19 protein-coding genes are annotated in these 17,649 nt (G+C 58.4%); 8 read left to right on the plus strand and 11 right to left on the minus strand.

The genetic code is table 11. The features are described from left to right. Positions 1-12: 12 nt before the first annotated feature. The 4 genes from JFT63_RS28050 to JFT63_RS28065 are packed head-to-tail and all read right to left on the minus strand — an operon-like array spanning position 13 to position 2,625. Entirely contained in the window at positions 13-573 is a 561-nt protein-coding gene (locus JFT63_RS28050) for a DUF6162 family protein (protein WP_198845213.1), read from the minus strand. Beyond that, positions 570-893, minus strand: a complete 324-nt coding sequence (locus JFT63_RS28055) for a hypothetical protein (protein WP_057703652.1) — start codon at positions 891-893, stop codon at positions 570-572. Before JFT63_RS28055 ends, JFT63_RS28050 begins: the two co-directional genes overlap by 4 nt. Next, positions 890-1,426 (minus strand): thiamine pyrophosphate-binding protein, encoded by a 537-nt coding sequence (locus tag JFT63_RS28060; RefSeq protein WP_198845214.1) that lies wholly within the window; start codon positions 1,424-1,426, stop codon positions 890-892. The genes JFT63_RS28055 and JFT63_RS28060 overlap by 4 nt, the downstream gene beginning before the upstream one ends. After that, a complete protein-coding gene (locus tag JFT63_RS28065; RefSeq protein WP_198845215.1) occupies positions 1,423-2,625 on the minus strand; it encodes a PepSY-associated TM helix domain-containing protein in 1,203 nt (400 codons plus the stop codon). The genes JFT63_RS28060 and JFT63_RS28065 overlap by 4 nt, the downstream gene beginning before the upstream one ends. Positions 2,626-3,358: 733 nt before the next feature. Here JFT63_RS28065 and JFT63_RS28070 point away from each other — a divergent pair. Genes JFT63_RS28070 through JFT63_RS28085 form a run of 4 tightly spaced genes read left to right on the plus strand, consistent with a single transcriptional unit; the run spans position 3,359 to position 7,830 of the window. Beyond that, positions 3,359-4,516, plus strand: coding sequence for a KamA family radical SAM protein (locus tag JFT63_RS28070; protein ID WP_057703649.1), 1,158 nt, complete (start codon positions 3,359-3,361; stop codon positions 4,514-4,516). After that, positions 4,513-5,880, plus strand: coding sequence for an ATP-grasp domain-containing protein (locus JFT63_RS28075; protein WP_198845216.1), 1,368 nt, complete (start codon positions 4,513-4,515; stop codon positions 5,878-5,880). The genes JFT63_RS28070 and JFT63_RS28075 overlap by 4 nt, the downstream gene beginning before the upstream one ends. A 4-nt stretch (positions 5,881-5,884) precedes the next feature. After that, the gene (locus tag JFT63_RS28080) at positions 5,885-6,601 is read left to right on the plus strand and encodes a 2OG-Fe dioxygenase family protein (RefSeq protein ID WP_198845217.1); all 717 of its coding nucleotides are present in this window, start codon (positions 5,885-5,887) and stop codon (positions 6,599-6,601) included. Beyond that, positions 6,598-7,830: an MFS transporter gene (locus tag JFT63_RS28085; protein WP_057703646.1), complete on the plus strand. Its 1,233-nt coding sequence runs from the start codon at positions 6,598-6,600 to the stop codon at positions 7,828-7,830. Before JFT63_RS28080 ends, JFT63_RS28085 begins: the two co-directional genes overlap by 4 nt. A 106-nt stretch (positions 7,831-7,936) precedes the next feature. Here JFT63_RS28085 and JFT63_RS28090 read toward each other — a convergent pair whose 3' ends face one another. Both JFT63_RS28090 and soxR read right to left on the minus strand, forming a co-directional pair. Continuing rightward, entirely contained in the window at positions 7,937-8,395 is a 459-nt protein-coding gene (locus JFT63_RS28090; protein ID WP_198845218.1) for a VOC family protein, read from the minus strand. Between the two features lie 74 nt (positions 8,396-8,469). Next, the gene (gene soxR, locus JFT63_RS28095) at positions 8,470-8,925 is read right to left on the minus strand and encodes a redox-sensitive transcriptional activator SoxR (RefSeq protein ID WP_057703645.1); all 456 of its coding nucleotides are present in this window, start codon (positions 8,923-8,925) and stop codon (positions 8,470-8,472) included. Positions 8,926-9,025: 100 nt separating this feature from the next. Here soxR and JFT63_RS28100 point away from each other — a divergent pair, with 100 nt between their 5' ends. After that, positions 9,026-9,391 (plus strand): antibiotic biosynthesis monooxygenase, encoded by a 366-nt coding sequence (locus JFT63_RS28100; protein ID WP_057703644.1) that lies wholly within the window; start codon positions 9,026-9,028, stop codon positions 9,389-9,391. Here the strand turns inward: JFT63_RS28100 and JFT63_RS28105 are convergent. Then, positions 9,380-10,483, minus strand: a complete 1,104-nt coding sequence (locus JFT63_RS28105) for a sigma-54 interaction domain-containing protein (RefSeq protein WP_198845219.1) — start codon at positions 10,481-10,483, stop codon at positions 9,380-9,382. The two genes, JFT63_RS28100 and JFT63_RS28105, sit on opposite strands and share 12 nt — an antisense overlap. Before the next feature lie 269 nt (positions 10,484-10,752). Between JFT63_RS28105 and JFT63_RS28110 the strand changes: the two genes are divergently transcribed. From JFT63_RS28110 to JFT63_RS28120, 3 genes are all read left to right on the plus strand, one after another. After that, positions 10,753-11,022 (plus strand): hypothetical protein, encoded by a 270-nt coding sequence (locus tag JFT63_RS28110; RefSeq protein ID WP_057703642.1) that lies wholly within the window; start codon positions 10,753-10,755, stop codon positions 11,020-11,022. Positions 11,023-11,254: 232 nt separating this feature from the next. Further along, entirely contained in the window at positions 11,255-12,415 is a 1,161-nt protein-coding gene (locus tag JFT63_RS28115; RefSeq protein ID WP_057703641.1) for a cysteine desulfurase family protein, read from the plus strand. A 48-nt stretch (positions 12,416-12,463) separates the two neighbouring features. Next, positions 12,464-14,272 carry an aminopeptidase P family protein gene (locus JFT63_RS28120; RefSeq protein WP_198845220.1) on the plus strand — a complete coding sequence of 603 codons (1,809 nt, stop codon included), beginning with the start codon at positions 12,464-12,466 and terminating at the stop codon, positions 14,270-14,272. A gap of 37 nt (positions 14,273-14,309) precedes the next feature. Here JFT63_RS28120 and JFT63_RS28125 read toward each other — a convergent pair whose 3' ends face one another. The 4 genes from JFT63_RS28125 to rhtA all read right to left on the minus strand — a co-directional run bounded on the left by JFT63_RS28125 (position 14,310) and on the right by rhtA (position 17,108). Next, positions 14,310-14,900 carry a 2-hydroxychromene-2-carboxylate isomerase gene (locus JFT63_RS28125; protein ID WP_198845221.1) on the minus strand — a complete coding sequence of 197 codons (591 nt, stop codon included), beginning with the start codon at positions 14,898-14,900 and terminating at the stop codon, positions 14,310-14,312. A 34-nt stretch (positions 14,901-14,934) separates the two neighbouring features. Continuing rightward, positions 14,935-15,666 carry an SDR family oxidoreductase gene (locus JFT63_RS28130; RefSeq protein WP_198845222.1) on the minus strand — a complete coding sequence of 244 codons (732 nt, stop codon included), beginning with the start codon at positions 15,664-15,666 and terminating at the stop codon, positions 14,935-14,937. Between the two features lie 109 nt (positions 15,667-15,775). Then, a complete protein-coding gene (locus tag JFT63_RS28135; RefSeq protein ID WP_003190182.1) occupies positions 15,776-16,057 on the minus strand; it encodes a hypothetical protein in 282 nt (93 codons plus the stop codon). 163 nt (positions 16,058-16,220) lie between these two features. Then, entirely contained in the window at positions 16,221-17,108 is an 888-nt protein-coding gene (gene rhtA / locus JFT63_RS28140) for a threonine/homoserine exporter RhtA (RefSeq protein ID WP_198845223.1), read from the minus strand. Positions 17,109-17,649: the final 541 nt, after the last annotated feature.

Consider the following 17,649-nt stretch of genomic DNA (forward strand, 5'->3'; position numbering starts at 1 on the left):
CGGTCTTCTCGTTCAGTGACGATGCTGGCGGGTGACGCCGGCATCGAATTGCGCAACCACTTGCTGCCAGCCGGCTGCGATCAGTGCCTGGTCAGTGAGGTCGGAGGGGGCGGCAGGATTGGCGCTGCGGTTGAGCCAGATATCCGGCTCGTTACCCTGCACGCGCATCAGCAGCGAGCCGCTGGTGGCCGGTGCCTGGCTCAAGCCCAGGTAGGCGGCCGACGGGAGCAACTGCCAGCGATGACCACCACGGCTGACCGAACTTGCATCCTGGGCAAAAGGTGCGAAGCCTTCGTCGGCCAGTTGCTCGGGTGTCGGCAAAGTGCTTTGCTCCTGCTGCAACAGGTGGATTTCATCCAGGGTCACTCGCAGGTCGGCGTAGATGCCTTGCTCGGCCGCGCTCAGGTCACGGCGGGCGTCCAACTGGTGGCTCGGCAGCGCCGCAATTTCCTGGGGTTCACCGTGCAGCGCCACGACCGAGCCCGCCACCGTCAGGATGATCAGGCACAGCAGCAGCACGTAGAGGGATTCATGGCCGGCACCGGCAGGGCGTACAACCTGTGTGGTACTCATTGCGCCTGGATATCCGCTTGGTCGATTTCCACCACGTGGCCGGGGCCGGCATCAAACAGCACATAAAACTCGGCGGCGGGCTTCTTGAAGGTCAGGGTCGAATCCTCGCCGAGCTTGCCGGGCACCAGAATGGTTTCGTCGTAGCCGATCACATCCAGGGTCACACCGGGTGCGCCACTACCGTCGGAAAACCCGCCTTTGCACTGGATCTGCTCGCCGGGGATTTCCTTGCATTCGCACATCGGGTTGTGGGCAAAGGCGGTGGTACTCAAACCGGTGCACAGCAACAGCGCGGCGCGGGTCAGGCGCTTGAAAGTCATGGTTTAACTCCTTGCTTGTTCAACCAGGCAATGGTGGCAGGCGAAGCCTGGCTCAGCGGGATGGAACCCTGGTGCATGCTGCCGTCCCAGCCTTCCATGGTCACCCAGACTTCGGCGTCTACCGGGGTGCGCTCCGGCACCGGCAGGCCAGCGCCCATGCGGTATGGCGTGCCGAAGAAGATCACCCCGGCGGCGCGCAGGCTGCGGGGCTTGCCGATACGCAGGTAGGTGGCCTTGACCTGATTGGCACAGGTGTCACACAGGGCCGCGTTGAAGAATTTCATCGGGCCGGCAGGGTCCGGGCGGGGGCCTTCATTACGGAACTCGGCCAGGGTCAGGCTCCAGGGGCCGACTTGCACTTGCCCGGCCACGCGCTCGCCGATGCCGGTATCCCCGCGAAACAACGCCGCGTCGGCGAAGTACTTGGGCATGAACCCCAGCGGTATCAGCAACAGCAGAATGTTGATGTGAAACCGCCATTTGAGCCAGAAGGTGCGCAGGGGAGATGGCGTTACGCTTACGACTTTGCTCATCGCTGGGCCTCCGAGGTTTCGGCGTGCATGGCCGGGATGGAAGCGGGTTTGCGTTGGGTCTTGGCTTCGCGCTTGAGTGCGTTAAGGGTCGCCAGTGCTGTGCGCTTGGTCCAGATCAGCAAGCCACTGAGTACCATCATGCTCATGATCAGCCCGAAGAACGCCCAAATCAGCTTGATCCACAAACCGCCGAAGTCGCCAGTGTGCAGCGGGCGCATGGACTCGGTGACAAACTCCAGCTTCGAACGGTCGGACAACAAGTGCGCGGCGGCAACCTCGCCGTCATAGGGGTTGATCTGCGCAGTCTGGTACATCAACGGGTACCAGCCCCGTCCGCCAATCTGCAAGTGGCTGTAAGCGTTGAGGGGCAGGCTGATGAAGCTTGGCTCCAGGCCTGGGATACGCTGCGCGGCGACCTTGATGGCTTCGTCCACCGGAATCATCGGCGCCGGTACGCCAGGCGCCGACATCGGCACCTTGTCCCGAGCAATCACCGGGATGACGGGCTCGGTGGAAATCGAAATATGGTTGTCGCCCAGGATGGCGCGGATCAGGAACCAGATGCCGGTGATGGAAATCACGGCAATGAACCAGATCGACCAAATCCCGCTCAAGCGGTGGAAGTCGCCCCAGAAGATCCGCGCACCGTGGCGCACCCGCAGAGTAGGGCGCAGGAAGCCTTTCCAGAACTTTTTGTACACCACCAGCCCCGTCACCAGTGACGCAAGCAGCGGTATGCCGAGGGCCGACACCAGGTACCAGCCCCAGCTGTAGCCGTTGGTGAATGGCACCAGCCACCAGCCGTGCAGGGCTCGGGTGAATGCCTGGAAGTTGAACGACGGGCTGATGCCCTGGATTGACCCGGTGTAGGGATTGACATAGACCTCCACGGAGCGCCCGTCCGGGTAGCTGAGGTCGACACTGAGCGCGAAGTGGGATTCATCTGGCCGGTTGATCGACTGTACGAACACTTGCGGCTCTTCGCGCTTGATGGCGGCGATTATCTGGTCATAACTGAGCGGCTGGGCCTCATCCGACGGCTTGCTGGCGCGGATATCCGGGTTGGCCAGCCACACGATTTCCTGGCTCACCACGGCCAGGGTGCCGGTGACGCAGACGATCAGTACAAAGAACCAGATGGGCAATGCCAGCCAGCTATGTACGAGAAACCAGAGTTTGGAGCGTGACTTCTTCGACATATGAATGGGGGTCTTGATCGGAGGGGCGATAGAGGCCCGGAAAAGGCCAGTCGTAGCTTTTGCTGACGCGACGGGCTGTATCTAAATTAAGACGAATGAGAATGAGAAATCCCTAAGGCGCATATGAAAGAAAATGTTTCAGGGGCACATGCAGGCCGCATTTAGCGCTGATCGAACACGCAATACACCAGCCGCAGGCGTTCAGCGGCTTGCGTTAGGCCGGGCCTGACCTCCATGCCGCTGTGTGACATCGTCAGCAGCCATGCAGTTGAGCGCCACTACCTCGCGGCCAACCCCTGGCTCAGCTGAAGTGCGACTACGTAGTTATATAAGTAGAAATAACGCGCTCTATAGTTGCTTTCAGTGTTATTTGTTTTTCAAATAGCTTGGCTTGAATGAAAGCGCCCCTTGTCATTACGGGGTGTTGGTGCGGGTGCAGGTTAATGCCAGAGGGATTGCAAGGTTATCGTATTGACACGTTGGCGGGCATCGGCTTTAGTGAGTGCGGACTTGGAAGTCGGAACTTTATAAAAAGGAAGTTAATCGCATGACCGTGCTAGTCACTTACTCACGCCATCACGTGGTGAACTGTTATACCTCTCTGGTGCCGGTGATCAAGTGAGTTACTTGATCGTGGTCTGTCGCCTGCCCGTCGATTGTCATTGCTGCGAATAATACTTTTCCTGCGCTGGAAAAGTACGCGTCCCTATGCCTTAACAGAGAGTTCAAACTTATGTCGATTTTTGATCAAGCCATGCATCGTTCAGTCCAATGGCAAGACTGGCGCTGGCAACAGAAGAACGCCATCCGCGATGAACCTGCACTGCGCAATGCCTGCGGTGGATGGGACGAGGCCACAACGGCGCATATCGAGCACAACTTGCAAGATCGCAAGATGCAGATCACGCCTTACTATATTGATTTGATCAAGCGTTCACTCACCACCGCAGAGGTGATGGACCACCCCCTGTGGCGCCAGGTAGTTCCGTATTGGAGCGAACAGGTGCAGGGCGACTACGACGGCAGTTCCGAAAATTGGGAACTCAATCATGAGATGAAGACGCCCATCTGCCAGCACAAGTACGACAACCGCGTGATCCTGCGCACCACCAACACCTGCAATGCCTATTGCCAGTTTTGTTTCGAGGCGCTGCGCACGCTGCAGGTGGGCACCGATAAAGCTAACGCCAACACCGACTCGTTCAAGGATTCGGTGGAATACATCCGCGGGAACCCGGCGATTGAAGAGGTGATTCTCAGCGGCGGTGACCCACTGATGCTGGCCGACCGCAAGCTTGAGGAGATGTTGGCCGCCTTGCGCGGCATTCGTGATGATCTGCTGATACGCATTCATTCGCGGGCCTTGAGTTTCAACCCGTTTCGCGTGACTGATGAGTTGGTGGCGATGCTGGAGAAGTACAAGGTCAATGCATTTGGTGTGCATGTCTGCCACCCGCTTGAGCTCAGTGCTGATTTTGCCGTCGCGGTTAAACGGATTCAGGGTGTGGTCCCGATTGTATTCTCTAACATGCCGCTGTTGCGTGGCGTGAATGATGATGAAGCGACGTTGCATAAATTATTCATTGATCTTTATCGTCTGGGCGTAAAGCCATATTACTTATATCACTTCATGCCGTTTTCACCCGGTGCTTCAGAGTATAAGGCCTCGATCAGCCAAGCCATCGCCATAATGGATCGGCTCAAACGACGCGTATCGAATATTGCCCTGCCCGAATATGTATTACCTCACGCACAAGGCAAGTTCACCGTGCCGTTGTTGGACTTTGAAAAACCTGAGGACTTACCGCATTTCGAAGTGCGCGATGGGCAACGTACTTACCGTTTTCGCAACTGGGAGGGCCAATGGTGCAGTTGGCAGGATGCGGTATGAAACAGGATGCGATTCTGTTTATTGATGTAGATGACAGCGCTTGCGCTCGCTACCGCTACCGGGAACCGCATTTCACGGTGGCTCGCGCCCGCGGATTGGCGTGTTTGACGGCTGCCGTGGCGGGGCGCAAGCACCTGCAACGACTCAGGGACGACAGTGATGAAGTGTTCCTGCTCGAAACGCTCAGTGAGCAGTCCATTCTGGAGTTGGTCGGACAGTTGGACGGGCGTTATCAGGTGCGGGGGATTTTCTGCCAGGCCGGGCACCCGTCCGCACAAGGGGAGGTGGGCTGTATCGTTGCGCGGGCGTGTCAGCGGTTGGGCTTGGTCTACAGCCACCCAGAGGCGATTGCCGCGTGCAATAACAAGTTCTTGATGCGCCGCGTGTTGAAACAGCATGAGTTGCGTTCGGTACCGTTCGCGCTGTGCAACAACGAACAGGAACTCCAGCAAGGCGCCGAGCGCGTGGGTTATCCAATGATCGCCAAACCGCCCTTTGGCGGGGCTTCGGCGTTTATCAAAAAATGCTCGAACTGGGAGGAACTACGCAGCCACTATCGGCATTTCGTGAGTGATCATGGCGCCGCCGCGTATGCGGACTTCTACGGCTGTGCGCACGCCCTGCCGCTTGAGGATGGGCTGCAGCGTGAATACCTGCCAGGGCGCAGCATTCTGCTGGAGGGTTATATTCCTGGCATCGAAGGCAGTGTGGAATGTGTGATTGCCGGCGAGCGCGTCCATCCGCTGCTGATCAATGAAAAACTGCTGCTGACCGAGCGCAGCGGCACGGTCCTTGAGAACCTGCTGATTTCCCCGCCGACGTCGTTCAACCAGGCCCAGTGCGAGCAGATCCGCCAGTACGCGGTGGACTGCCTGCACGCGGTGGGCCTGACCAACGCCGTGGTGCATTTCGAGTTTCGCATGACGGACGCAGGGCCGGTGGCCATCGAGATCAACCCGCGCCTGGGCGGACTGTATGTGAACTCGGCGTTCCGCGACCTGGCCGGTATCGACCCTTATCAGTTGTACATGGGATTGTTGTTGGGCGAAAAGGGCATCAATGCACAGGTGGAGGCCGGCGCACATAAGGTTGCCGATGCGGGGCAACACTACGCGATGCTGGCGATTTATCCGCAGCACAGTGGCCTTTTCAGGGGTATTGACGGCCTTCAGTTCCTTGATCAACACCGCTCAGTGCTGGAATATGCCCCGCAGGACCCCGGCCACTACATTGACGCGGATATCGAGGAGCATTATTTGCTCAAATGCTGGGCCCAGGTTGGCAATGCCGTCGACGCCCATGCCTTGCACGATGCGTTGCAGCAACAGCTGCGCATCCTCATCGATCCACCGGTTGCAGGATAGCGATATGGACATCCCTCAGATTTCGGCGCTTTTGCGTGAACATCACTTCTGTCATCGCCCGGACTTTCGCGAACTGGTCAACGTTGAACCCGGTGAGGAGCAAAGCTTTCGCGCCTTTTGGGACAACCTGGTGCGCGACGAGGCGTTCAAGACTTATACCCACCGCGAACGGCGTATCTTGCGCTATCGTCTGTTACCGTCACGGCAATTGCAGATCGACAGGAGTACGGCGTTCAAATCGCCGGTCACCTACGCGGTGAACTATCGCCAGGGCGTGAACCACCTGAGCTATAGCGAGGAAGGCTTTATCGAGCACCCACTCATGCACAAGCTGCTGGCGACGGACCTTGCGGTGATCGCCCCGCACCTGGGCGAACAGACCTATACGATCGATATCCATCAGTTCCGGGTGCGGGCGGATGTGTCGTCGAGCAGCCCGACCACATCGGGGATTCACCAGGACGGCCTGGATTGGGTGTTCATGCACTTTATTGGCGAATGCAACACGGTGCCGGTGGTGTCGGAGGTGTTTGCCGACGAGACGGAGCACAGCCGGCTGCTGAAACTGCCGATGGAGAAATTTCTGGAGACTATCGTGATCAACGACCGTGGGTTCTACCATCGGGCCGGGGAGGTGCGACCGCGGGTGGAGACGGCACCGGCCTGGCGCGATGTGCTCTTGGTAAGCCTGCGCAGTGTCGAGGAGGCACAGTCTGCATGAGCCACGATCAACAACTGAACCTGTCGACCCGCAACGCTCGCCTGATCATCTTCGCCCGCGGTGTGTCGGATTTTGGCGCGTTCCTCAACATGGTGGCGTTGTCCACTTATGTGTACTGGCTCAGCCAGAGCGTAGTGTTTGTCAGCATCTTCCTGGCGTGCCGGGTCACCGGCGGGATTGTCGCCAGCCTGTTTGGCATCCCGTTTTTCCGGCGGTTTGCCGGGCGTGGGACGTTGGCGGGGCTGGACCTGGCCCGGGCGCTGTTGCTGACGCCGCTGCTGGTGTTGTTACCGGCTCATCAACTCACCCTTCTTCCCTTTATCGCCTTCGGTATCGGCCTGTGCAATTCGCTGTTTGCCATTGGCCTCAACAGTCAGTTGCCCACCTGGGTCGCGCTTGAGCAGCGGGTGAATACCAACGCTTGGATTACCTCGGCGGCCGCCACCGGCGCGGTCTTCGGCAGTTTGCTCTCCGGCTTGCTGATCGCCACGGGCGGATTTGAAGCGGTGTTTGCCGTCAACATCGGCACCTATGTGATTGCCGCTTGCCTGGTCTTGCCCTTGCGCGCGTTATATAGCGTTGCCGTTGCCGCCCATCGCGGGCTCGCCGCCGAATGGCACGAACTGACCAAGGGGTTGCGCGGTGCGCCGGTGCTGGCCGCGATGTTGCTGATCAGTATGCTCGACACCCTCGGCAGCGCGGCCCATAACGTCGGCTGGCCAGTGCTGTCGCAGTACATTTCACCGGACACGGCCAAGACAGTCATGGGCTATCTGCTGGCCGTGTGGGCCTGTGGCAAGTTTGTTGGCGCGCGCATCGCCAGTGCAGTGTTGAAAGGTCGTGGCACCCAAGGTATGGAGCGCTTGTTCATGCTCGGTGTGGCGTTGATGTCCAGCGGCTTTATTCTGACATTCCAGCAGACCGAACTGTGGCTGGCGCTGTTGCTGGTGGTGTGGGCGGGGCTGGGCGATGGGTTGTCCGAGGTGGCGCTGATCTCCCGTGCGCAAAGCGAGCCCGATAGCTTGCGCTTGCCGCTGTTCAGCCTCTTGACCCTGATCCAGATGGCCGGTTTTGGCGTGGGCATGCTGGTGGTCGGGCCGTTCTATGTGACGTGGACGCCGGCCCAGGTGATCGTGTTGTTCCATGGGCTGCCATTGACCGCCTTGTTGGTCATGACGATATGGCTGGGGCGCAATGCTTACCGGAGTGTCAGATCGACAAACCCTTGACGTGTTCCAAACGCCACAGAGGCCTTTAGTTTGCCGGAGCAGGCCGGTTGGGAACTGGGGCAAGGCGTGGCGTGTTGCAGGCGCGAGCAAGCTCACGCCCGCAGGGTTAATGTTGCTTGAACATCTGCATGGCACGCTGGCGGATTTGCTCCTCGGTCAGGTCCTCCTTATGGGTGGCCAGGAACCACAGGTGCCCGAACGGATCCTTCACACTCGCCGAGCGATCCCCATAGAACTGATCCTGCGGCTCGGACACTGCGCTGGCGCCGGCATCAACCGCTTGTTTGAATTGTGCGTCCACATCATTCACATACAGGTGCAAACCGACACTGGGATGTGCGTCCGGATTGCGCAGGGCCGTTTCATCGCAGGGCGTGCCCAGCATGATCACCGCTTCGCCAATACGCAGTTCTGCATGGCCGACCCTGCCGTCGGGCATGTCCAGGCGCATGAATACAGAGGCGCCAAAGGCCTTTTTATAGAATTCGATCGCCTTCGCGGCCTCGTTGATGCCCAGGTAGGGAGTAATGCCGTGGTAACCCTTGGGAATAGGTTTAACGCTCATAACGTTCTCCTTGGATGGTGGTTATGGAGTTACAGCCTTTTCACTATAGGTCACGTTACATTGCGCAATTGGCTTTACCGATGGGAGTCAAGCGTGGGCTCCAGCAGCTGCGCACCGGGGCCCCGCTCGCCAAGTTGGTCATCGTGATTGCGCAACGGGCACGCCTCCATCGACAGGCACCCGCACCCGATACAACCACTGAGCTTGTCACGCAGCAGCATCAGCTTGTTGATGCGCTCATCCAGATCTTCACGCCACAACGCCGACAGCCGCTCCCAGTCGTGGGCGTTCGGTGTGCGCCCATTGGGCAGGGCCCGCAATGCTTCGCCAATGGTCGCCAGCGGAATGCCCAGGCGTTGGGCGATTTTGATCAGCACCACCCGTCGCAATACGTCCCGTGGATAACGCCGTTGGTTACCGGCATTGCGGTTGCTCTTGATCAGGCCTTTGGATTCGTAGAAGTGCAGGGCGGTGACTGCCACGCCGCTGCGAGCGGCCAACTGACCGACGCTGAGTTCGTTGCTGAGCATATAAGACTCCCAAACAGTGCTTGACCTCGACTTAACTAGAGGTTTTACCCTGTGTGGCATCGAATCACAAGATTCTGCCTACAGAGAAAGGTGAGTGCTCATGCAGGTGTCAGAGAAAAATCGCAGCTTCACTCAATTGATCGAATTTCAGATCGAGCCCCGCCAGCAATCTGCTTTGGTGGCGGCCTTGACCACCCAGAGCGAGCGCCTGGCCGCAAGCCACGGCGGCTTTTTGAGTGCCAGTGTGCAGGTCAGCGATGATGGCCGGCGGGTGCTCAATTACCTGCAATGGCAATCTCGCGAGGAGGGTGAAGCAGCCTTCAAGCGTTTTGAGCACGGCGACGAAGATTTTTGGACGCTGATCCGCGCGCACCAGGCGACGGCCGTGACCTTCGGTTCCTTCCAGGTGTTGCGCAGCTTTGAGCGCAGCCAAGACGATGCTTTGCACTGCCGCCTAAATGGATAGATGAAGCATCCGTTCGCCCTGCAGCGTTCCCCCGGGCCTGCGTTTATTGACCGCCAGTTCGCCGATATTGATCAGGCGCGTACGCGTGACGTTGCGGCTCAGGCCCAGCAGGTTGGCGGTGTGCACCTGGTTGTAATGGCTGAAGCGGTAAGCGGCGCGCAATAAAGCGTCCTCGACCTTTTCGTGCAGGGCGCCGGCCTGTTCCTCGAAGAGCTTTTGAAACGCCCGTGCAAGCAAGGCTTCGGCGCTGTTGTCGGTGCCGTGCTGGCTGTCGTCCTGGCGTTCGATGCGCATATTCGACAGGCGCAAGTCGTCGCGCTCAATCACGCCGTTGCGGCAGATCAGCAAGGTATGGTGAATCACGTTTTCCAGTTCACGGATATTGCCCGGCCAACTGTAGCGTTTGAGTTTGTGCTCGGCTTCGTCGCTGATGGTGATCGGGCCGTAGCCCAGGCGTTGGCTGTAGGTTTGGATGAAGTGCCGGGTCAGCGGCAGGATATCGCTGGTACGTTCGCGCAGCGGGCTCAGTTCCAGGCTGACTACATTGAGACGGTAGTAGAGGTCTTCACGGAAATGCCCGGCGTTGATCGCCTTTTCCAGTTGTACATTGGTGGCGGCCAGGACTCGCACATCGATTGCAATGCTTTTGCGCGAACCCAGGCGCACCACCTCACGCTCCTGTAGCACCCGCAGCAGCTTGACCTGGATGGCCATCGGCAAATCGCCGATCTCATCCAGAAACAAGGTGCCGCCGTCAGCCTCTTCGAACCAGCCGGCCTTGGCGTTGAGGGCGCCGGTAAAGGCGCCTTTCTCATGGCCGAACAACTCGGCTTCCACTAGCGCCTCCGAAAAGGCCCCACAGTTCACCGCCACGAAGGGCAGGTTTCGCCGTGTACTGAGGTGATGGATATGCCGTGCGACAAGTTCTTTGCCGGTACCGGTTTCGCCGATGATCAGCACGCTTGCCTCGCTGGGGGCCACTTGCTGGATATGGTCGAGTAGGGCCTGAGACTTTGGGTCTTCGAAGACCTGGGCTGTGGCGCGGATCGAGGTCGCGAGGGCAGGCGAGGGCGGCAGGGTGAACAGCTGCATGGTGACCTCTCATGGGAATTCGGGCTTTGTTGAAGGGCTGTTGCCGGGTGGACAGTGGGCTGCGCGCAAGGTCTTTATAGAGGTATCGTCTTAATTCGTAAATGAAGGTGTTTCTATATTTATAGAACTTAAATGAATATAAAGATGTTTCCCTCCTGCGGACGCCGATACGCGTGATAGCGACTATCACGGACGATGATTTTTCAGTGAGAAGGGGCGGGAGTAGCCTGTGTTCATTGACTCGAAACCTTCTTCGCAGGGCCTTCTCCATGAACCGTTTCCTCGCTGTTTCCCTTTTACTTGTCACCTCTGTCCTAGCGGGGTGTGCGACCCAACCCTCCCCGGAAATGCGCCCTTATACGGCCGAGGAAACCAAGCAGTTGGCTTTGGAAGCTCTGGGCCGTCGCGGCTTGTCGTTTGACGACTATCAACGCCAACGCGCCGCGTTGCTTGGCCAGCCACAAAAGCCCTTCGGCTTTGATCACCAGGGTGAAATGAACGCCGAGCGCAGCGTGGTTTTGCATGGTCGGCCCAGTTGAGCGCGCTTCATGCAGCAAAAAGCCCGAGGTTTCCCACAAGGAACCTCGGGCTTTTTGTTTGCCATGGGGCTACTTCAGCCTGTTAAGCTCAATTCTAGGAGCGTTCCTACGCACATTTAAATAAAGTTACCTTCTTTAATGGCATTCGATCGGTTAAACCTGATGACCTCTGTTCCGGTCGATGCCCCCCGAAACGCCGCTTTCGGGAGCACGCTCTGCGAGTTTTAACCTCATGAATAAACGTCCGTTGTATTTCGACTACGCCGCTACCACGCCGGTGGATGAGCGAGTTATCCAGGTGATGGTCGAGTGTCTGGGTTTCAACGCCCACTTCGGCAACCCTGCGTCCAGTTCCCATGCATTCGGCCAAGCGGCCCGGCAGAAGGTTGAACAGGCGCGTCGCCAGGTGGCCGAGTTGGTGGGGGCCGAGCCCGAGCAGATAGTCTGGACCTCCGGTGCCACAGAATCCAACAACCTTGCGCTCAAGGGCGTGGCCCAGGCCCGTGGTGTGGCGGGTGGGCATATCATCACCAGCCAGATCGAACACAAGGCCACGCTGGACACCGCGCGGCAACTGCAGGAAGCCGGAGTGGCGGTGACCTACCTGGTGCCGGATGCGGACGGCTTGATCAGCGTCGAAGCGGTCAGCGAAGCCTTGCGCGAGGATACCTTTCTTGTCTCGCTGATGCTGGTCAACAACGAACTGGGCACCCTCAACGATATACCGGCCATTGGCGCGCGGGTGCGTGAGCACGGCGCGTTGTTCCATGTGGATGCGGCGCAAGGAGCGGGCAAAGTGGCTATCGACCTGGCCCGGTGGCCGGTGGACTTGATGTCGTTCTCTGCTCACAAGCTGTATGGGCCCAAGGGTATCGGCGCGTTATATGTGGGGCCTCGGGCGCAGCAGAAGGTACTGGCGCAGATTCACGGAGGTGGCCACGAAGGCGGTTTGCGCTCCGGCACCCTGGCGACTCATCAGATTGCCGGCATGGGCGCGGCGTTTGCTCTGGCGGCGGCGTCTTTCGCGGATGAGAAGGCCACGATTGTCGCGCTGCGCCAGCGCTTGCTGGATCAATTGGCGTCGGTTGCCGGCTTGCGTCTTAATGGCAGCCCAACCCAGCGTATTCCGCACACATTGAGCCTTACCTTCAGCGAAGGCGAGTTCAATTCAGCCGCATTGAGTGCAGGCATTGCCTTTTCCGCGACTTCAGCGTGCAATTCGGCCAGCAATGCGCCGTCCCATGTGCTTCTGGCCTTGGGGCATGACGCTCGCAGTGCCGCTCGCACTATTCGCTTGAGCCTGGGTAGGTTTACCACCGAACAGGATATCGACCAGGCCGCGCAGTTGATCAAGGCCGCATTGGCGAGTGCGCCAGCGTTCTGGGCGGTCTGATTTATCATCGCAACACATAACAATTATTAGTGGTTAGCAGGAGACACAATGAGTACGCAGCCTTTGACCCATGGAACGGTTCCCCAGCGCCTGGCGCACACCCGTGAACTGATGCGCCGCGAAGGCATTCATGCCTTGCTGGTGCCATCGGCGGACCCGCATTTGTCCGAATATTTGCCGGGTTACTGGCAAGGGCGCCAGTGGTTGTCCGGTTTTCATGGCTCGGTGGGCACCCTGATCGTCACGGCGGAGTTCGCCGGGGTCTGGGCGGATAGCCGTTATTGGGAACAGGCGACCAAGGAGCTCAAGGGCAGCGGTATCGAGTTGGTGAAGCTGCAACCGGGTCAGCCCGGACCGCTGGAGTGGCTGGCCGAGCAAACTCCTGAGGGGGGCGTAGTGGCGGTGGACGGTGCGGTCATGGCCGTGGCCTCGGCACGTACCCTGGGTGGCAAGTTGGCCGAGCGCGGCGCGCGTCTGCGTACCGATATCGATGTGCTTGATGAAGTCTGGCAAGACCGCCCGGCGTTGCCGAACCAGCCGATCTATCAGCATCTGCCGCCCCAAGCCACCGTCAGTCGTGGCGAGAAACTGGCCGCCTTGCGTGCCAGTTTGAAAGACAAGGGCGCCGATTGGCATTTCATCGCGACGCTGGATGACATCGCCTGGCTATTCAACCTGCGCGGCGGTGACGTGTCGTTCAACCCGGTGTTTGTGTCCTTTGCCTTGATCAATCAGCAACAGGCCACTTTATTTGTAGCGTTGGGCAAGGTCGATGCGCAACTGCGGGCGGTGCTTGAGCAGGATGGCGTGACCCTACGTGATTACAGCGAGGTGGCGCAAGCACTGCGAGCGGTACCGGCGGGCGAAAGCTTGCAAGTAGACCCCGCCCGCGTCACCGCCGGCTTGCTGGAAAACCTCGACGCGGGCGTCAAGCTGGTTGAAGGCCTCAACCCCACCACACTGGCTAAATCCCGCAAGAGCCTGGCGGATGCGGAACATATCCGCCAAGCCATGGAGCAGGATGGTGCGGCGCTGTGCGAATTCTTTGCCTGGCTCGACAGCGCCCTGGGTCGCGAGCGCATTACCGAACTGACGATTGACGAACACCTGACCGCTGCACGTACCCGCCGCCCAGGCTATGTATCGCTGAGTTTCAACACCATTGCCGCCTTCAACGCCAACGGCGCGATGCCGCATTACCACGCCACCGAAGAAGAGCATGCGCTGATCGAAGGTGATGGCTTGCTGTTGATCGATTCCGGTGGCCAGTACCTGGGCGGCACCACGGACATCACGCGGATGGTGCCCATCGGTAAACCGAGTGAGGAGCAAAAGCGCGATTGCACGCGGGTGCTCAAGGGCGTAATCGCTCTGTCCCGTGCACAATTTCCCAAAGGTATTCTCTCACCGTTGCTGGATGCGATTGCCCGTGCGCCGATCTGGGCCGAAGGGGTGGACTACGGTCATGGTACAGGCCATGGCGTAGGTTACTTCCTCAATGTGCATGAAGGCCCGCAGGTTATTGCCTACCAGGCCGCTGCCGCGCCACAAACAGCGATGCAACCCGGGATGATTACTTCCATCGAGCCGGGGACTTATCGCCCTGGTCGTTGGGGCGTGCGCATTGAAAACCTGGTGTTGAACCGTGAAGCGGGCAAGACGGAGTTTGGCGAATTCCTCAAATTCGAAACCCTGACCCTGTGCCCGATTGATACCCGCTGCCTGGAGCCGTCGTTGCTGACGGCGGATGAGCGTGAATGGTTCAACGCCTATCACACCGAGGTGCGTGAGCGCTTGAGCCCATTGCTTAGTGGTGCGGCGCTTGAGTGGTTGCAGGTGCGTACCGCGGCTATTTGATCGGTTGCAGCCGGCCTGCGCCGGCTGCAAGCAAGATCTAGCTGAGGGCTTCGCGCACGAAATCCAGACGGTCCTGACCAAAGAACAGCTGATTGCCTACAAAAAAGCTGGGGGCACCGAACACGCCACGTTTAACGGCTTGTTCGGTTTTGTCTTTGAGCGTGTTCTTGACAGCCTCATCGTTGGACAGGGCCAGTACTTGTTCCGGATCGAACCCATCTTCAGTGAGCACACTGGCCACGACCTCGGGGTCGCCCAGGTGACGCCCCTCTACCCAGAGCGCTTTGAACAGGCTGTCGATAAAGTCGGGAAAGCGCTCAGGCTGATGGATTTGCATGCCGGTGATTGCGCGCATCAGTACAAGGGTATTGATGGGGAAGTGCGGGTTGAATCTGAGCGGTACGTTGTAGCGTTTGGCGTAGCGTGCCAGGTCATCCAGCATGTAGCGTCCCTTGGCTGGCACTGTGATCGGTGAGGCATTGCCTGTGGCCTTGAACACGCCGCCCAATAGCATCGGCTGATAGACCAGATGCGCACCGGTTTCGGCGCAAAGTGCGGGTAGTTGGGTGTAAGCCAGATAAGTGGCGGGGCTGCCGAGATCAAAGAAGAACTCCAGGGTTTTACTCATGGTCTGTACTCACTGCTTATTGTTATAGAGGGAGTCACCAGGTTTCGTTCCAGGGGCGCAGGTCCAGTTCGAACGTCCAGGCGTCCCGTGGCTGGCGATGGAGGAACCAGTAGTTGTCGGCAATATGGTCAGGGTTGAGGAGGGCGTCCTGATCCTTGAGGGCGTATTTTTGCGGGAAGTTCTCGCGAATGAAGTCGGTATCGATGGCACCGTCGACCACCACATGGGCGACATGGATGTTCATCGGGCCTAACTCCCGCGCCATGCTTTGTGCCAAGGCGCGTATCCCATGCTTGGCGCCGGCGAAAGCGGCAAACCCCGCGCTTCCGCGCAAGCCGGCGGTGGCGCCGGTGAACAGGATAGTGCCGCGGTTACGCGTGACCATGCGCTTGGCGACTTCCCGTGCGTTCAGGAAACCGGAGAAGCCTGCCATCTCCCAAATCTTGAAGTACTTGCGTGCGGTTTCTTCCAGAATGCTGCAAGGCACATTGGCACCGATATTGAAGACGAAAGCTTCAATGGGGCCTAGCTCGGTTTCGATTTGCTCAACCAGTGCGATCACGTCTTCTTCTTTACGCGCATCACAGGCGAAGCCGTGGGCTTGTCCGCCTGCCGATTGGATGCTGTCTACCAGTGGCTGCAGTTTATCGGCGCTGCGGCGTGTAACGCAGGCGATATAACCTTCGCGGGCAAAGCGCCTGGCGATGGCGCCGCCGGTTGCGTCACCGGCACCTATCACCAATACGATTTTGTTGTTGTGCGTCATGGGAACTCCGTTGGCTCGATGATCGAGCAGGAGTTTAGTCGCCATGTCGCAATTGGCCTGGAATGCGGGGGAATTTAAGATGAGCAGCCGGGAAGGACTGCTCGGGCAGCTATTTGCAGATGACGATCATGCTGCGGCTGGTGTAGCCCGCAGGGTTGAGGCCGAATGGGTAGTCCCCGGGCTCTTCGGAATTGTCGCCGGACTTGGCGATCACCCGGTAACCCTTGGCCCCGCAGGAATTAGCTGCGCTGGTGTAGCACTGGTCCCAGGAGGAGGACAGGCCCGAACAGTTGATATGCAGCCCTTTTTTACCGCGTTTCACTTCTGTTTTAGTGGTTGCGGCACAACCTGCGATGCCCACAACCAGCAACAGTATCAAAATTCGTTTCATTCCCATCCTTAATAGCCGCCCTGCAAAAGAACAGAGCCGCTTTACTCGCTCTCGAGCGAAGCGTTCATGCTGTCCGTGTCGAAATTCTCCATGAATGACATTCGGTTACGGCCTAAACATGGCCTAAATGAGCGGCAAATACCAGAGCTGGTGTTAAAGATGATCAGTCGGCGGGCACCAGGGGTTTGGATTCGTTGCGCATCGTCAACGTGGCACCGACCGAAGCCAGGATAATGCAGGTAATGGCCAGCCACTGGGCGAGCGAGAGATGCTCTTGCAGGAAGAGCAGGCCGGAGAGGGCGCCGAACGCCGGCTCGATGCTCATCAGTGTGCCGAAAGTACGGGCGGGAAGGCGTGTCAGAGCGACCATCTCCAAGGTGTAGGGTAGGGCAGTGGACAGAATCGCCACGCCGATGGCGACAGGGATCAGCGCGGGTGTGAGCAGCGCGGTGCCAGCATGCACGATGCCTATCGGTGCAACGAACAGGGCGGCAATCATTACCCCGAGCGCGGCAGTCTGGACACCGTTGTCATTTCCCGCCTTTTGGCCGAACAAAATATAGAGTGCCCAACATACGCCTGCGCCGAGCGCGTAGGCGGCTCCTGTCAAATCAATACCGCTAGTGGCCTCGCCCATCGGAATCAATAGAAGCAGGCCGATGATCGCCAGAGCAATCCACACGAAGTCGATCGCTCGGCGCGAGGCATAGATAGCGACGGCAAGCGGGCCTGTGAATTCGAGCGCTACGGCAATGCCCAGGGGCACGGTGCGCAGTGACATATAGAAGAGGAAGTTCATGCCACCCAGCGCCATCCCGTAGATGATCACTGTGCGCAGTGACTTGGTCGTCAGCTTGGCACGCCATGGTCGCAATATGAGCAGCATGATCACGCTGGCAAAAATCAAACGCAGGGCAGTGGTGCCTTGTGCGCCAACAATGGGAAACATGCTTTTGGCCAATGACGCACCGGATTGGATGGACGCCATGGCGATCAATAGCAGGCCGATCGGAAACAATGCGGATGCCAGGCTGCGAGGAGGGGTGGTCATTGCGGGAGTTCTTCCGAAGTCATGATCGATAAATACGTGGCGCTATGATGCTTAACTGTCAGCGGATGAGCAATATATTGCTCAAATACTCGCTCATAGCTATCTATATAGTAGAAAAATTGGGTTTTTGAGGTTTTTGATAGAAAAACCGAATGATGGGGTTGACGGCAGATTCTGGGAGCCTATAATTCGCCCCACTTCCGGCGCAGTCGAAACGGAAAACTCCTTGTTAAACAATGAGTTACGCGGTTCTCGACAGCAAGTTGCTTCAGTTCATCGAAGCCAAAAGGAAGTTGAAAAAGAGGTGTTGACAGCAGCGTGTAACGCTGTAGAATTCGCCTCCCGCTTACGAGAGATCGCAAGCGCAAGTGGTTGAAGTTGTTGAAGAAATCTTCGAAAACTTCTGAAAATAACCACTTGACAGCAAATGAGGCTGCTGTAGAATGCGCGCCTCGGTTGAGACGAAAGATCTTAACCAACCGCTCTTTAACAACTGAATCAAGCAATTCGTGTGGGTGCTTGTGGAGTCAGACTGATAGTC

This window comes from Pseudomonas sp. MF7453 (assembly GCF_016405455.1).
Lineage (GTDB): Bacteria > Pseudomonadota > Gammaproteobacteria > Pseudomonadales > Pseudomonadaceae > Aquipseudomonas > Aquipseudomonas paralactis.

What these genes read in the sequence shown, in the direction of transcription:
- JFT63_RS28110 (WP_057703642.1), top strand. Translation starts at nt 10,753, where the DNA reads ATGAACCGTTTCCTCGCTGTTTCCCTTTTACTTGTCACCTCTGTCCTA.
- soxR (WP_057703645.1), bottom strand. Translation starts at nt 8,925, where the DNA reads ATGCTCAGCAACGAACTCAGCGTCGGTCAGTTGGCCGCTCGCAGCGGC.
- JFT63_RS28130 (WP_198845222.1), bottom strand. Translation starts at nt 15,666, where the DNA reads ATGACGCACAACAACAAAATCGTATTGGTGATAGGTGCCGGTGACGCA.
- JFT63_RS28105 (WP_198845219.1), bottom strand. Translation starts at nt 10,483, where the DNA reads ATGCAGCTGTTCACCCTGCCGCCCTCGCCTGCCCTCGCGACCTCGATC.
- JFT63_RS28075 (WP_198845216.1), top strand. Translation starts at nt 4,513, where the DNA reads ATGAAACAGGATGCGATTCTGTTTATTGATGTAGATGACAGCGCTTGC.
- JFT63_RS28080 (WP_198845217.1), top strand. Translation starts at nt 5,885, where the DNA reads ATGGACATCCCTCAGATTTCGGCGCTTTTGCGTGAACATCACTTCTGT.
- JFT63_RS28125 (WP_198845221.1), bottom strand. Translation starts at nt 14,900, where the DNA reads ATGAGTAAAACCCTGGAGTTCTTCTTTGATCTCGGCAGCCCCGCCACT.
- JFT63_RS28120 (WP_198845220.1), top strand. Translation starts at nt 12,464, where the DNA reads ATGAGTACGCAGCCTTTGACCCATGGAACGGTTCCCCAGCGCCTGGCG.
- JFT63_RS28085 (WP_057703646.1), top strand. Translation starts at nt 6,598, where the DNA reads ATGAGCCACGATCAACAACTGAACCTGTCGACCCGCAACGCTCGCCTG.
- JFT63_RS28050 (WP_198845213.1), bottom strand. Translation starts at nt 573, where the DNA reads ATGAGTACCACACAGGTTGTACGCCCTGCCGGTGCCGGCCATGAATCC.
- JFT63_RS28090 (WP_198845218.1), bottom strand. Translation starts at nt 8,395, where the DNA reads ATGAGCGTTAAACCTATTCCCAAGGGTTACCACGGCATTACTCCCTAC.
- JFT63_RS28065 (WP_198845215.1), bottom strand. Translation starts at nt 2,625, where the DNA reads ATGTCGAAGAAGTCACGCTCCAAACTCTGGTTTCTCGTACATAGCTGG.
- JFT63_RS28070 (WP_057703649.1), top strand. Translation starts at nt 3,359, where the DNA reads ATGTCGATTTTTGATCAAGCCATGCATCGTTCAGTCCAATGGCAAGAC.
- rhtA (WP_198845223.1), bottom strand. Translation starts at nt 17,108, where the DNA reads ATGACCACCCCTCCTCGCAGCCTGGCATCCGCATTGTTTCCGATCGGC.
- JFT63_RS28060 (WP_198845214.1), bottom strand. Translation starts at nt 1,426, where the DNA reads ATGAGCAAAGTCGTAAGCGTAACGCCATCTCCCCTGCGCACCTTCTGG.
- JFT63_RS28100 (WP_057703644.1), top strand. Translation starts at nt 9,026, where the DNA reads ATGCAGGTGTCAGAGAAAAATCGCAGCTTCACTCAATTGATCGAATTT.
- JFT63_RS28135 (WP_003190182.1), bottom strand. Translation starts at nt 16,057, where the DNA reads ATGAAACGAATTTTGATACTGTTGCTGGTTGTGGGCATCGCAGGTTGT.
- JFT63_RS28055 (WP_057703652.1), bottom strand. Translation starts at nt 893, where the DNA reads ATGACTTTCAAGCGCCTGACCCGCGCCGCGCTGTTGCTGTGCACCGGT.
- JFT63_RS28115 (WP_057703641.1), top strand. Translation starts at nt 11,255, where the DNA reads ATGAATAAACGTCCGTTGTATTTCGACTACGCCGCTACCACGCCGGTG.